The 14,003-nt window shown below is 64.5% G+C and carries 16 protein-coding genes and 1 pseudogene; 11 read left to right on the top strand and 6 right to left on the bottom strand.

The window, feature by feature from the left end:
• Positions 1–746: CBS domain-containing protein (locus tag RH858_RS16600; RefSeq protein WP_310562490.1), on the top strand; the 746-nt coding region annotated here is incomplete at its 5' end.
• Positions 747–826: 80 nt separating this feature from the next.
• Entirely contained in the window at positions 827–1,156 is a 330-nt protein-coding gene (locus RH858_RS16595; RefSeq protein WP_259533126.1) for a ferredoxin family protein, read from the top strand.
• Positions 1,157–1,343: 187 nt separating this feature from the next.
• Here RH858_RS16595 and arsB read toward each other — a convergent pair whose 3' ends face one another.
• Positions 1,344–2,525: an ACR3 family arsenite efflux transporter gene (arsB, locus tag RH858_RS16590; protein ID WP_343213807.1), complete on the bottom strand. Its 1,182-nt coding sequence runs from the start codon at positions 2,523–2,525 to the stop codon at positions 1,344–1,346.
• Positions 2,526–2,602: 77 nt separating this feature from the next.
• The gene (locus RH858_RS16585; RefSeq protein WP_259533127.1) at positions 2,603–3,001 is read right to left on the bottom strand and encodes a metalloregulator ArsR/SmtB family transcription factor; all 399 of its coding nucleotides are present in this window, start codon (positions 2,999–3,001) and stop codon (positions 2,603–2,605) included.
• Positions 3,002–3,279: 278 nt separating this feature from the next.
• Between RH858_RS16585 and RH858_RS16580 the strand changes: the two genes are divergently transcribed.
• The 8 genes from RH858_RS16580 (at position 3,280) to RH858_RS16545 (ending at position 11,196) form a co-directional block, all read left to right on the top strand.
• Positions 3,280–4,134 (top strand): electron transfer flavoprotein subunit beta/FixA family protein, encoded by an 855-nt coding sequence (locus RH858_RS16580; RefSeq protein ID WP_310562489.1) that lies wholly within the window; start codon positions 3,280–3,282, stop codon positions 4,132–4,134.
• 3 nt (positions 4,135–4,137) lie between these two features.
• Positions 4,138–5,832: an electron transfer flavoprotein subunit alpha/FixB family protein gene (locus RH858_RS16575; RefSeq protein ID WP_310562488.1), complete on the top strand. Its 1,695-nt coding sequence runs from the start codon at positions 4,138–4,140 to the stop codon at positions 5,830–5,832.
• On the top strand, positions 5,829–7,490 hold the full coding sequence (locus RH858_RS16570; protein WP_310562487.1) for an FAD-dependent monooxygenase: 1,662 nt from the start codon (positions 5,829–5,831) through the stop codon (positions 7,488–7,490). Before RH858_RS16575 ends, RH858_RS16570 begins: the two co-directional genes overlap by 4 nt.
• Positions 7,491–7,604: 114 nt before the next feature.
• Positions 7,605–8,012 (top strand): hypothetical protein, encoded by a 408-nt coding sequence (locus RH858_RS16565; protein ID WP_259533131.1) that lies wholly within the window; start codon positions 7,605–7,607, stop codon positions 8,010–8,012.
• 21 nt (positions 8,013–8,033) lie between these two features.
• Complete coding sequence (locus RH858_RS16560) at positions 8,034–9,257, top strand: TrkA C-terminal domain-containing protein (RefSeq protein ID WP_310562486.1); 1,224 nt, start codon at positions 8,034–8,036, stop codon at positions 9,255–9,257.
• Positions 9,254–10,435, top strand: coding sequence for a TrkA C-terminal domain-containing protein (locus RH858_RS16555; protein ID WP_310562485.1), 1,182 nt, complete (start codon positions 9,254–9,256; stop codon positions 10,433–10,435). Before RH858_RS16560 ends, RH858_RS16555 begins: the two co-directional genes overlap by 4 nt.
• Positions 10,436–10,458: 23 nt before the next feature.
• Positions 10,459–10,737 carry a ubiquitin-like small modifier protein 1 gene (locus tag RH858_RS16550; RefSeq protein WP_259533134.1) on the top strand — a complete coding sequence of 93 codons (279 nt, stop codon included), beginning with the start codon at positions 10,459–10,461 and terminating at the stop codon, positions 10,735–10,737.
• A gap of 54 nt (positions 10,738–10,791) precedes the next feature.
• The gene (locus tag RH858_RS16545) at positions 10,792–11,196 is read left to right on the top strand and encodes a DUF5518 domain-containing protein (RefSeq protein ID WP_310562484.1); all 405 of its coding nucleotides are present in this window, start codon (positions 10,792–10,794) and stop codon (positions 11,194–11,196) included.
• Here RH858_RS16545 and coaBC read toward each other — a convergent pair.
• Positions 11,169–12,353 (bottom strand): bifunctional phosphopantothenoylcysteine decarboxylase/phosphopantothenate--cysteine ligase CoaBC, encoded by a 1,185-nt coding sequence (coaBC, locus tag RH858_RS16540; protein ID WP_310562483.1) that lies wholly within the window; start codon positions 12,351–12,353, stop codon positions 11,169–11,171. The genes RH858_RS16545 and coaBC overlap by 28 nt on opposite strands.
• A 109-nt stretch (positions 12,354–12,462) precedes the next feature.
• Entirely contained in the window at positions 12,463–12,708 is a 246-nt protein-coding gene (locus RH858_RS16535; protein ID WP_259533139.1) for a UPF0058 family protein, read from the bottom strand.
• Between the two features lie 153 nt (positions 12,709–12,861).
• Here RH858_RS16535 and RH858_RS16530 point away from each other — a divergent pair, with 153 nt between their 5' ends.
• On the top strand, positions 12,862–13,266 hold the full coding sequence (locus RH858_RS16530; RefSeq protein WP_259533140.1) for a translation initiation factor IF-2 subunit beta: 405 nt from the start codon (positions 12,862–12,864) through the stop codon (positions 13,264–13,266).
• 44 nt (positions 13,267–13,310) lie between these two features.
• Here the strand turns inward: RH858_RS16530 and RH858_RS16525 are convergent, their stop codons facing one another.
• On the bottom strand, positions 13,311–13,490 hold the full coding sequence (locus tag RH858_RS16525; protein ID WP_119818814.1) for a hypothetical protein: 180 nt from the start codon (positions 13,488–13,490) through the stop codon (positions 13,311–13,313).
• A 104-nt stretch (positions 13,491–13,594) separates the two neighbouring features.
• Positions 13,595–14,003 (bottom strand): annotated as a pseudogene (locus tag RH858_RS16520) (transcription initiation factor IIB family protein); the annotation flags it as partial.

Raw genomic sequence — 14,003 nt, 5'->3', positions numbered from 1 at the left:
GCGACGTCCAGACGGTGGCTCCGGAAGACACCGTCGAAGAGGTCACCCGTCGCGTCGTGGAAAGCGACGGCCACAACGGCTTTCCAGTGTGTGTCGGTCGGAGCGTCGAGGGGTTCGTTTCGGCGCGCGACCTGCTTTTCGCCGACCAGGACGCGCCGGTGTTTACAGTGATGAACGAAGACCTCATCGTCGCCCATCCGGAAATGGCCGTCACCGACGCCGCACGGGTGATCCTCCGGTCCGGGATCCAGAAGCTTCCAGTCGTCGACGACGCAGGCAATCTCGTCGGCATTATCTCGAACACTGACGTGGTCCGGTCACAGATCGAGCGTGCGACGCCGGGAAAGGTCGGCAAACTGCGGCGCACGCTCGAACAGATCCACGACATCGAAATCGGAGAGGAACGTCGACCCGTGAGTCTGAATCAGTTGATCCCTACCCAGGGGCGAGTGTACGGGGACGAACTCGAGGGACGGAAGTACGAACTCGAACGAGGACTTGCCGAACCGCTCGTGGTGATCGACAACGCCGGAACGCTGTATCTCGCCGACGGCCACCACCGCGTGATGGCCGCACGGCGACTCGGCATCGACGAGATGGAGGCGTACGTCATCGTGATCGACGAGGAGATCGAACTGGGGATGGCAAAGACCGCCCGTAAGGAGGGGCTCGAGCGGATCGAAGACATTGACGTCGTCGACTACGCCCGTCACCCCCTGGTCGAAACGACGAAACGCCTGCAGTGACCGGAGACTGCTTTGACTGGGGGTCGGGTTTCTGACGTGACAAGAGTTAACTCGTTTTAACCCCGTGTGGGAGTAGACCCATGCCCATCGATTCGAACTTCGAGCAGAACCTCGAGCAGACCGGTGAAGAACACGGCGTGGCCGTCTGGGGGGAGATAGATCCGCCAGAGAAACTGGGTATCCGGGGCACCCACGTCGCCGTCGATTTCGACATCTGTCTCGCCGACGGCGCCTGTCTGGAGGACTGTCCGGTCGACGTCTTCGAGTGGGTCGACACGCCCGGACACCCCGAAAGCGAGATCAAAGCGAACCCGACGAACGAGGACCAGTGTATCGACTGTATGCTCTGTGTGGACGTCTGTCCGGTAGACGCGATCGACGTCGACTCCGGTCGTGCCGGGCGAACCTGAGGGTAGCATCGACCTTCGGGTCATCCGACGACATCGGTGACCGAATCCAGATGTACCGCCGCGACCAGCCGAGCTGCAAGTTGGAAGCTGCAGTGTGTGGCAGCCACGGGAGTATCGATACCGTTCGTCGAACTCTGGATCCTGTAGAACGCCACGTGCCGTGATATCAGTATGAGTCGGTTCCGTCTCAGTCGTCCACGCTCGGCTCCGTCGAGGGCTTGCCGTCGGGGGAACCGGGTTCCGGACCGTCCGTCTCGGCTCCATCCGGGTCGCCGACTGAACCACCGGAAGCGGCGGGTGCAGTTCCCACGAGCTGTCCCGTTTCGTATCCAGTCCAGTCGAACTTCTGCTGGAAGTAGATTGCGACGTTGACCAGCGCCAGCAGCACAGGCACTTCGATCAGCGGCCCGATGACAGTTGCGAACGCGACCCCGGAGCCGACGCCGAAGACGGCGACGGCGACGGCGATCGCCAGCTCGAAGTTGTTCGACGCTGCCGTAAAGCCGATCGCGGTCGTCGTCGAGTAGTCGGCGCCGATGCCCCGTCCCATCGCGAAGCTCACCAGGAACATCACGACGAAGTAGATCGTCAGCGGGACGGCAAGCCAGAGGACGTCGGTCGGCTGGGCGATGATGTTGTCGCCCTGAGTGGCGAACATCACGATTACCGTAAACAGCAGCGCAAGAAGTGTTACGGGACTGATCTTCGGAATGAGTTGCTCGGCGTACCACGCCTCGCCTTTCGCCCGAACGCCGCCGACACGGGTCAGGATGCCGCCCGCAAAGGGGATCCCGAGGAAGATGGCGATCGCCCAGAACACCTGTTCGACGGTGATGTCGAAGGCGGCGATTCCGGCGACCATGGCGTCGAGCCCGAGGATCGGCGGCAGGAACAGCGCGAAAAACCAGATGTACACACCGTACGTGAGGATCTGGAAGACGCTGTTGAACGCCACCAGGCCCGCGGCGTATTCGCTGGACCCCTCCGCGAGGTCGTTCCAGACCAGCACCATTGCGATACACCGCGCCATCCCGATGAAGATCAACCCGAGGAAGTACTCGGGGCGGGCGGGGAACCACGGCACGATCCCGCTGAAGAAGATCACCGCCAGCGCGAACATCAGCGTCGGGCCGATCAACCAGTTTTGGATCAGGCTCAGACTGAGCACCCGCCACTGCCTGAAGACTGTCGGCAGCTGCCGGTAGTTGACCTTCGCCAGCGGCGGATACATCATCAGAATCAGGCCGATCTCGACGAGATGGTACTGCTGAATTGGTTCGACAACCCCCGGCGAAACGTATCCCAGCCCGACGCCTGCCGCCATCGCCAGGAAAATCCAGACTGTCAGGTACTTGTCGAGGAAATCCATCGACCGGGGATTCCCGCAGTCGGGACAGCCACAGTCGGGCCCGTGTTCGTGTTCGAGTTCACTCATCGGTGACGACCTCACTCATCGGTGGCGGTTCCGTCGAGCAGAGTCACCACTGCCACCGCGACGTTTGTGGCCCGGTATTTGCGCCATCGGCCGTCCTTGCGACGAGTGACGAGTCCTGTATCGTTCAACCGGGAGAGGGCGTGGCTGATCGCGCTCTCGCTGGCGTCCACCATCGCGTTCAGTTCGCAGACGCACAGTTCGCCGTCGGCGGCCACGAGCAGCCGAACCAGCTTGAACCGGGTCTCGTTCGCCAGTGCCGCGAGGATGGCCACCTCTTTGCCGATGCGGTCGTCGTCAAGCACCGTCTCAAGTGCGTCGAGCTCGGTAATTCGCTCGTCGACATCTGCTGGCTGACAATCCCCGATCTCGTCTTCGAGATAGCGTTTGAGCCGCACCGTCGCATTAGTCATACGTTCAATTTGCAATTTTATCAAATAAGGGCTTCGATTCTTCTCGTGATCTAGGGCCCCTGATGAGATACAGAGAACGGATGCCGTATAGAAACAGCAGTCAAGAGTGCTCCAATCGGTTCCACGACGGTGCCAGGTGACGGATCCCCAGAGCTGGTACCACCAAATGGTTTAATGATTCTTCAATCGTATAGCTCTTGCTCGACAGTCATTCACGGAGGTCCCCCACACAGTGTTTATGACGTTTCGACCCAAGAACGTGTTGAGGCTCGGTATCTATGCACACGATTGTACTGACGAAAGGCGTTCCCGACTTCCGTGAAGGCGAGGTCTCCTTCGACGAGGACGGCCACCTGGAACGGGGAAAGACCCCGACGGTGATGAACCCGAACGACAAGCACGCCCTGGAGGCGGCGTTACAGACTCGCGTTCGACACGGCGGGCGGGTGAGCCTACTGAGCATGGGGCCTCCCGGCTACGATGGAATTCTCCAGGAGGGAATGCGAGACGTGTACGCAGACGACCTGTATCTGATCTCCGATCGCGAGTTCGCGGCCGCGGACACCTGGGCGACCGCGATCACGCTGGCGACGGCGATCCGGCACCACGGCGACGTCGACCTGGTGTTCGCGGGCTTTAAAACCGCCGACGGCGAGACCGGCCACACCGGCCCCCAGACGTGCTGGTGTCTCGACTGGCCGCTCGTCACCCACGTCGTCGCGCTCGAAGTCGACGAGGAAGATCGCCGGCTCCGCGCGAAACGGCTCGTCGAGGGCGACGTCGGGGAGATCGAAACCGTCGAGGTGCCGATGCCGGCGGTCGTCGTCGCGGATCCGGAGTTCGAGCCCACCTATCGGACCGCGAGCACCCGGCTCGAACACAAGCGCCTCCGGCAGGAGACGCAGAAGCGAGCCGAGGAGTACGAGGACCACCTCGAGATGTGGGACCACGAGGAGCTGAACCTGGATCCCGACTACGTCGGCCTCGACGGGTCGCCGACGATCGTCGAGAGCGTGGACCCGATCCCACGGGCACCCTCCGAGCGAGAGGCCACAGACGTCGATCCGGAGGATTCCGAGGCCATGGGGCAGGTTCTCGAGGAGATGCAGCCGTTCGCCGCGGGGGGTGACTGACCGATGACACTCGATCCCGGCGAGTATGACGTCTCCGAACTCGGGCCGGAACTGGCCGACGTCGCCGACGTCGAGGAACTCCGCGAAATCCTCGACACCGAGAAAGCGGGCAAGGACCGAACCGCGGCAAAGACACTGATAGAGAGCCGCATAGAGAAGTTCGAGGGCGACGACGAGGAGGAGCCAGGAGACGAGAACGGGGACGCCGGCCTCGATCTCGCGGAGATGTCCGCGGCGGACGTGGGAAACGCCGTTCGAAAAATCGACGACGTCGAACGCCTCCGGGAACTGATCGAGCGGGAGGAAGCCGGCGACAACCGGGACAGCGTCAAACGACTCGTCGAAAACCGGATCGACTCGGTCGCCGGAAGCGAGGAGTCCGACGAGCGGGAGCAGCTGTCGCCCGAGGAGAAACACCCCGAGCTGGATCACCCAACTGCCGACAAACAGTACGTCAAGGCCCTCGATAACGGGGTCTATCGGGACATGTGGGTGTACTGCGAGACTCAGGCGGGGGAGCTGATCGATGTCTCCCTGGAGATGCTCGGGAAGGCGCGGCAGCTCATGGACGAGTACAACAGGGAGTACGACGCCGACGAGCGCGTCGTCGCAGTGCTGATCGGCGACGACGTCGCCCGACACGCCGACACGTGCATCGAACACGGCGCCGACGTCGTCGTCTCCCACGAGGACGACCGCCTCGAGCGCTTCCGGCACAAACCGTACACGGAGATCTTCTGTGACATGGCCCGGTGGGGAGCCGACCCGCCGGTAGGCGTCGGCGAGGATCGAACCCCCGGAACCGATCCGGATCCTGCCGACTGGCGCGACTACGACGAGCCCAGATACACGCTCTTTCCGGCGACGAACAACGGCCGGGACCTCTCTGCGCTCGTGCAGGGCGAACTCGACTCCGGCCTCGCGAGCGACTGCTCGGGGCTGTATATCACCGACGTCACCATCTCGAACCCGGTAAAAACGGGAGGATCGGGAAACAACCGCAGGTTCCAACGCGTCCTCCACATGAAACGGCCCGACTTCTCCGGGTTCGAGTACTCGACGATCCTCTGTCTGGACAATCCGACTCGCGACTTTCATCCGCAGGGTGCGTCGGTCATCCCGGGAAGCTTCGACCTCCCGGACTCGGATCCCGACCGGGACGGGGAGGTCATCGAACACGACCTCGAGCTCGAAGACGAGTGGTTCCGGGCGAAAGTGACCGACTTCGACCGGCTGGAGGCCGGCATCGACCTCACGGGTAACGACGTCGTCGTGTGCATGGGCCGGGGGATCAGCGCAGATCCCACCCGCGGAATGGAACTGGCGCTGGAACTGGCAGACAGGTTCGAGAGCGCCGACGTGGGGGTCACCCGCGGTATCGTCACCGGCTCGTTCAACTTCGACGGTCACGTCGAGCAGTACACCGCAGAGGAGCGTCAGATCGGCGAGACCGGCCAGGAGATCGAACCGGACCTGTACGTCGCCGCCGGCGTCTCCGGCGCCGTCCAGCACAAGGTCGGCTGCGACGAGTCGGGGACGATCGTGGCGATCAACACCGACCCGGACGCCCGGATCCACGACTGGTCGGACTACTTCATCGAGGGCGACCTCTTCGAAGTGTTGCCGCGGTTGATCGACGGGATCGCCGCCGGGGAAATCGACCTCGAGGCCGCGGCCGACGGGGGTGAACTCGAATGACTCGCGAGTCGTTCGAGGCGGTCGTCGTCGGCTGCGGTCCGGGCGGGGCGGCGGCCGCGGCAACGCTCGCCCGGAACGGCGTCGAGACGCTGGTGCTCGAACGGGGCGTCGAGGCGGGCTCGAAGAACGTCTCCGGCGGCCTCATCTACGCCGAGGAGTCGTCCCCGTACACGATCGACGACCTGTTTCCCGGCTTCCGGGAGGCGGCGACGGAACGTCCGGTGACCGAATACTACCTCCACAACGTTGCGGGGCGGCAGGTGAAGACCTTCGACGTCACGGGGTTGCACGAACACGACACTGCGTGGTCGGACGCAGTGCTCCGCCGACGGATGGACTCCTGGCTGGCCGAACGCGTCCACGAGATGACCGCCGAAACCGGCGGGGGGCTGCTCACCGAGGCCAGGGTGAACGGCCTGCTCCGGGAGGGCGGCGAAATCGTCGGCGTCACCTGCGACGAACTCGACCCGATCGAGGCCGAGCTGATCGTCGCGTCCGACGGCGTCAACTCCGAACTCGCCCGTGATGCCGGTCTCATGGACTGGGAGGAGCCCGAAGAGTGGTTCCAGGGCGTCAAGGCCGTCGTCGACGTCCCGCCCGAAGAAATCGACGACAGCTTCGACGTCGGGCCCGACGAGGGGGCCGCTCACCTGTTTTCCGGGGATCTCTTCGGGGACGCGCGCGGCGGCGGGTTCGTCTACACGAACCGGGACTCCCTGTCCATCGGAACGGTGTTTCACCTCGACAGCGTCGTCGAGACGCGAGCCGAACCCCACGAACTGCTGGACGCGCTGTTGACCCATCCGGCGCTGGGCGAGTGGCTCCCCGACGAGTACACCGAACGGGAGTACTCCGCGAAGCTCGTTCCCGACTCGAAGAAGGTCGCCCACCGATCGCCCCACCGAGACCGGCTCGTCCTCGTGGGGGACGCGGCCGGACAGATGCAGGCACAGGGACCCATCATCAAAGGAATGAATCACGCGGTGACGGCCGGGGCACTCGCAGCCGAGGCGTACGTCGAGGCGCGCTCCCGAGGGGATTCCGGCCTCTCTGGGGAGCTGTACGAGCGGAAGTTGAACGACGAAGGCGTGATGGGGAAGCTCCGTCCCCGCCGCTACGAACTCGTCCGGCAGGTCGGCGAACACGACGCCCTCGCCGACGTGCTCGATACGGTGACGCGATCGCCTGTAGGTCGGCTTGGAGTGCGAGCGCTCGGCGACCGGCTGGAACGGCTCTACTCGTCGGCGTTCCTCGCCACGATGGTGCCGGACACGAAGACGCCGTACGTCACGCTTCCGACAGTGATCGCCGAAGAGCTCGGTGCACCCGTCGTGGAGGAAAACGACGTCGAACCCCCGAGCCTCGAGGAACGGATCGGCGAATTGACGTACAACACCGACGTGGGCAACCCGCACATCGAACTGATCGACGACTCGATCGAGGCGAGCGGCACAGCGGTGACCGCCTGTCCGGTGAGCGCGAAAGAGTTCGGCGGCGGCTGTTACCGCGAAGAGCGCGTGGGAACCAACGGCGGCGAACAGCGCGTCGTGAGCCTCGACACCCAGCCGTGCGTCGAGTGTGGCACCTGCGCGATCGTGGCCGACACCGAATGGGAGCACCCACGCGGCGGCAAGGGCGTTGCCTTCGACGAAGGATAAAAAGCGGCCAATGAGGGAGTAAAAAGCGGCCAATGAGGGAGTAAAAAGCGGCCAATGAGGGAGTAAAAAGCGGCCAATGAGGGAGTAAAAAGCGGCCAATGAGGGAGTAAAAACGTGGCATCCGACTTCGAACCCCGGATACGACGGCTCGCAGCCGAGGCTCGGAAGCGACGGGAAAACAGGTCCTGGACCGACGAACACGACCCCGGAGGCGACCGTCGAACCCCCGAGGACTGTGCGACTGCGGCCGCGCGGGACGGGCTGGGATCGGTGGTAGCGCTGTACGTCGAAGCCCGGACTGCCGAGAAGGGCGTCCGGTTTTCCACCGAAGAGATGGAGTTGCTTCACCGGGCGACGAACGACTGGCTTTCGGTGTACGCAGCGTGTTACGGCGTCGACGTCGATCCCGACTTCACGGTTCGAGAGGCGGCCGAGTTGCTGGTCGACACCCACGACATCCGCGAGACTGCGGCGCTGTTGACGAAGGTCCCGGGGCGGGATCGCAGCGGAAACGGTTTGTAAGCGGGGGCTGTGGATACGTCCATGCCATCGCTTCCGTTCGAGATCCTCCTGGGGATCTATCTGGGCGTCCTCACGGGGATCATCCCGGCGCTCGTCGCCGGCACGCTGGGGTTCGTCTTCCGGTACGTGACCGGAGTGACCATCCCCGGGTTCGGTGTGGTCGTCCTCGCGCTCGCAATCGCGGGGATAAACGGGGGGCTGCTCGCGTTGAACGACGAGACGATCCGGACCGACGAAAACGCCGTCGCGATTCTGACGGCGATCGTCGTCGTGTTGATGCTCGCGCTGTACGCCCACGCGAAGGGGGACAAACTCGGCGCGAACGTTCCCAGACGGATGTCGCTCAAAGGGTTGCGGGAACGCACCCTCTCGACGGACGTCGTCGAACTGGTCGGAGGGCGGGGACGGGTACGGATCACCGTCGTCGGCGAGGTCGAGGACCTCGAGGGGTACCCTCCGCTGTCACCTGAACTCCGCGAGGAGATCAAAACTAACGAGTGGACGTTCCCCGCTGACCTCCCCGTCTCGGAGCTGGAGTCGCGGTTCGAAGACCAGCTCCGGACCGAGTTCGACCTGGCGAGTGCGTCCGTGTCGATCGACGAACGGGCGCGGGCGACGGTCGCTGGAGCCCCGCCGGTCGGGGGGCTCTCGAAACGGATCCCCCCGGGAAAGCGGGCGGTGTCGGTGCCTGCGCTGGTCCCGACCGGGCTCGTTCCGGGTGAATCCGTCCGAATCACTACCCCCGATCTCACCGTCGAGGGGACGCTGTTGAGCGCGTCGTCGGGGACGTCGACCGAAAAGAACAAGCCGGACGCGAAAACCGACGGCGGCGAACCCGAGGAAACGCCGTCGCCGGCGACAGTGGCCATCGACCGGACCGACGGCGGCGATGGACGGGTGACGGTGGCAGTCGACCGGTCGGACGCCGGAACGCTCCTCCGGGCAGAACGCGGGGAGGTTATCGTTCTCTCTCGGGGGATCCGACGGGAGTTCGAACTCACCTCGCTGCTCCGTCGCGCCGGAAAGCGCTTCCGGAAAGTCTCCGTGAAGGCGGGGGGACCGCTGGACGGAAACACGATCGGCGAAGTGAACGTTCGGGAGGCGTACGACGTCGTCATCCTTGCTGCGAAACACGACGGCTGGAAGATCACCCCGCGGGGCGAGACGGAACTTTCTGCAGGCGACGACCTGTTCGTCGTGGGCACCCGCGAGGCACTGACTGGCTTCGAGGTGGTGGCAGGGTGATCCCGTTTCCGGCCGCGACCTTCGCGGAGCCGAACGTCGCCCTCCTGAACCTGCTCACGTACGCGATCCTCGCCGGCGTCGCCGCCGGGTGCGTAGCGGCGGCGTACCGGTGGTACGTCAACGACGAACTGCCGGAGGGGATCGCCATCATCTTCGGCGTGTCGGTGATCGCGCTGTATCTCAACACCGCCTCCCTGGGATCGTACGTCGCAGGGGAACAGGTCGGGCTGTTCGATCCGGCGACCGCGTTTTTCAACCTCGTCGCGCTGGGCGTCGCCACTGCCGTCTCTCCGGTGGGGCTCCGGGTCGGCGACAGGCTGGGTCGAAACGCTGCCGCGATGGCGGGCGGCCGACGGCTCCAGGGGGAAGTCTCGGAAGTGGTCCGCAGCGCCGGGCGCGTCACGACCGTCACGCTTCCCTCCGCAGACGACATCAACGACATCGACGCCTACGACCCGGTCGCCCCCGGAACGAAGGAACGAATGAGCGGGGAGACGCTGCTTTTCCCGCGGCGGATCACCGTCGAAGAGCTGCGAGAGCGGCTCGCCGTGCGAATCAAGGAGGATTTCGGCGTCGGTCACGTCGACCTCGACATCTCTGCGGACGGAATCGTCGAGTACCTCGGTGTCGGCTCCCATGCAGCAGGGGTCGGGCCGACCCTCGCGCCGGGCACCGTCGCGGTCGCGGTTCGGGGGGATCCGCCGTACGCCGCGACCCCCGGCGACATAGTGCAGCTGTGGACCGACGAAGAGGGACCGAAACGCGTTGCTTCGGCCGAACTCCGGGCGACCGCCGGCGACGTCGCCACAGTCACGGTCGACGAGTCCGACGCCGAAAAGATCGACCAGTCGCGCCGGTATCGACTGGTCACGCTCCCCGCGGAACCCCAGGCGGACCGGGAGTTCGCCTCGCTGTTGCGCAACGCAGACGAGACGATGACCGTGGCAACAGTATCGGCCGACAGCGAACTCGTCGGTGCGCCGATCGGCGACCTCGGCCCGACAGTCGCCGCCGTTCGACCTCGCGACGGGCCGATCGAGGCGATCCCACCCCGAAGCTACGCGCTCGCGGCGGGCGACGAACTGTACCTCGTCGGACGGCCCGATAGCCTCAGGCGAGCAGAGCGACGAGCCCGGGGGGAAGGGGAACCCGAACAGCCGGGTGCGCAATCCTCTTAGTCCGCCGGCAGTGACAGATCCGTATGGAATGGAAACTGTTCGCCGACCTCGCGGAGGTCGCCGGCGAGGACACCGTCGAGATCGACGCCGCAATCGACACCGTAGACGACGCGCTCGCGGCGCTGCTCGAACGGCATCCCGGACTCGAGGAGCGGATACTCGACGAGGACGGCGAATTGCTGGATCACATCAACGTCCTATGCAACGGCGAGTCCGTCCGGAACGGCGACGGGATGGACACACAACTCGAAGACGGCGACGAACTCGCGCTGTTTCCCCCGGTAAGCGGCGGCGAACAGTGAAACCGGCGTTCCACTCATCGACACGGTGAAGTGTCGTCGCCGGGAGATTGCGGTATGGACGGCGATACACTCATCAACGCACTCATCGGCGCAGTCGTCACCATCGTCACCTCGTTCGTTCCGTTCTCGCCGATCCTCGGCGGCGGCGTCGCGGCGTGGCTCGAGAAGGGCGACAGGACCGAAGGGACGAAAGTCGGCGCACTCTCGGGGGCGCTGATCTCCCTGCTGCTGCTTCCACTGTTGTTCGTCGGGCTGGTGTTGGCGCCGTTCGACTTCGGGTTCACGTTCGTCATCATGCTGTTCGTCGTGACCTTCGGTGCTGCCTACCTGATCGGGTTCGGCGCCCTCGGCGGCTACCTCGGCGCATACATCCGCGAAGAACACGAAGGATCGAACTCGGGGTCGGCCGGAACGCAGTCGACGCTCGACTCTCAGTTCGACGGCGACGAGCGGTCGTAGTCGTCGTCGCCGACCGTCCCCGCGAGCTTGTCGGCGACGCTGCCGGCGACGGCGGTTTTCGTCCCCGAATGTTCTACCACCTCGTCGTCGACGAGGAGAACTCGGGTCTCGTCTTCGCCCATCACGTCGGCGTCGTTGGCGACGACGAACGACAGGCCAACGCGGTCGCGGATCCGGCGGGCCTCCCGGGTCATCTCCTCGTCGTCGCCGCCGGTTTCGGCTTTGAACCCGACGATCGAAAGCTCCGGGTAGCGGTCCCGAACGGTGTCGATGAGCTTCGGCGTGGGTTCGAGGTCGACGCTCAGCGGGGTCCCCGAACGGATCTTCTCGACGACGGAGTCGGCGGTGAAATCCGAGATCGCCGCCGCCGAGACGAGCGCGTCGGCGGTGCGACACGCCTCGACTGTGGCCTCGATCATCTCGTCTGCACTCTCGATCTCGACGACGTCGGCGTAGCCGACCTCGGGCCCGTCCTGGACCAGGGTCACGTCGGCGCCGCGAACGTGACACGCCCGTGCGACCGCCCGACCCGTCTTTCCGGACGCTCGGTTGGTGATCACCCGGATAGGATCCAGTTGCTCTTTGGTCGCACCCGCTGTGACGACGACGTGCTTTCCCGCGAGCGTCTGTGGCGTCGTCGCTCGGGCGACCGCGGTGACGACGTCGGATTCGCTGGCGATCTTGGCTTTCCCCTCCTCGAGCCGTGGCTTCACGATCGAAACCCCCCACGACTGCAGACGCCCGAGCGAATCGGCAACGCCGGGATGGTCGTACATTGGCTCGTGCATGGCCGGCACGGCGACGACCGGCAGCCCCGAGCCCAGCGCCGTCGTCGCACACGTCGTCACCGGCGTGTCGTCGATCGCGGCCGCGATCTTGCCGGCGGTGTTTGCGGTCATCGGCGCGACGAGCAGGACGTCCGCCCAGCCGTCCCGACCACACAGCTCGACGTGTTCGACCTCGCCCGTAATCTCGGTGACTACCTCGCGTTCGGTGGCGAACTCGACCGCCCACGGATGGACGATGTGTCGGGCCGCAGGAGTGACGACTCCCCTGACCTCCGCTCCCTGTCGGCGGAGCTCGTGTGCGAGTTCGACCACCTTGACCGCAGCGATGCTTCCGGTGACGCCCAGCGCGACGTTGACCCCCTCGAGCATTCGTGCGGAACTCCTCGGCGGAACTACGTAAAGAAATCGACGGAATCCGCACTAGGAATCACGTGGCTGCCGCTACGGGATCGGTGCTATCGCGATTTCGCGAGAAGATTCAGTCCGCGGTCGCGGTCAGCGTTTCGGTCTCGGAGTCGACCTCCGACTCCTCCATCGGTGCGGTGATCCCGTCCGCCAGGGCAAACACCGCCTCCTTGTGGTCCGTTTTCGATCGGTGGATCGATGTCGGTTTGACGCCCAGCGATTCGTACTCGTCCAGTTCGGTCTCCTCGTTCCATGCCTCACACTGCTTGCGTACCTCCGCGAGCAGGCCATGAAGGTGAATGAGTTCCTGCTTTTTCATGAGCTAATCCACCATAGCGACTGGAGGGTTAAATTACTATCCTGATAGTCGTTAACACGGTTCCTGGATTTACGGCGTGTTTCCCGCAAAATTTGGCGGTTCGACGGTTGTGGGCCGGCAAGACTTTACTGTATCCGACAGTATCTACCCCACATGGAGTACGACGAACAACTGGACCGTGCACTCGATCGGACGCCGGAGATCGAGAACGCAAGCGAGCGCTTCGAGGTACCGACGCCGGACGTTCGAGAGGAGGGCCACGTCACGGTGTTCGAGAACTTCCAGGAAGTCGTCGACGTGCTCGGACGGGAGGAGTCGCACGTCCTCAAAGCGTTGCAGTCCGAACTGGGCACCAGCGCCCACATCGACGAGAGCGGTCGCGCCCGGCTGACCGGGGAGTTCCGGCAGCGCCGGGTCGAAGAGGCCATCGAATCGTACACCGAATCGTACGTGCTGTGTCCCGAGTGCGGACTCCCGGACACCCGAATCGAACGCGAGCAGGGGGCTCAGCTGCTCCGGTGTGACGCCTGCGGCGCGCTCTCCCCGACCGGAGAGTGAGAGAAACGAGTTAATCCGGAGAGAATCCGGAGGAAACCCGGACGCTACTGGAACTGTTTTACGGCCTCGAGGTCCCGTTCGGTTCGCATGAACTCCGAGAGACGACGTGTCGCGTGACAGGAGGGACACGAGAAGTTCTCGCGCAGGTTCGGAAGGTCCATCGGGGCTTCCTGCCAATCTTTCGAACACTCCGGACAGACGAGTCTGACAAACGCTTCGACCATGGCAGTGCTGTTCGTGGAGGGACAAGATAAAAGCTGCGCGGAGCGAGCACTCTCGAATACGAGAGCTGAAAAGAAAATCGACGGCCCAAGAGACAGGTGACCGATCAGTCGTACAGGCCGTCGGGGTCCGCCTCCAGAAGCTCCTTGTACCGGTTGCGGATCGTCACTTCCGAGATGTCAGCGACGTCGCCGACCTGGCTCTGGGTTACCTTCTCGTTGGTGAGAAGCGCCGCCGCGTACACTGCGGCTGCGGCGAGCCCCACGGGCGACTTCCCGCTGGTGAGCCCCAGATTTTTCGCGTTCCGGAGCAGCTCGCGCGCCCGGCGCTCCGTTTCGTCGCTCAGGCCGAGCTGCGAGACGAACCGGGGGACGTAGCTCTCGGGGTCGGCAGGCTGGACCTCGAGCTTCAGCTCCCGGACGACGTACCGGTACGTCCGGGTGAGCTCCATCTTGTCGACCCGCGAGACGACGGTGAACTCGTCGAGGCTGCGTGGGGTGCCGGCCTGGCGGGCG

This window comes from Halalkaliarchaeum sp. AArc-GB, from assembly GCF_031432225.1.
Taxonomy (GTDB): domain Archaea; phylum Halobacteriota; class Halobacteria; order Halobacteriales; family Haloferacaceae; genus Halalkaliarchaeum.
Note: the sequence above shows the minus strand (reverse complement) of the source record. Positions and strands in the feature narration are given on the sequence as shown.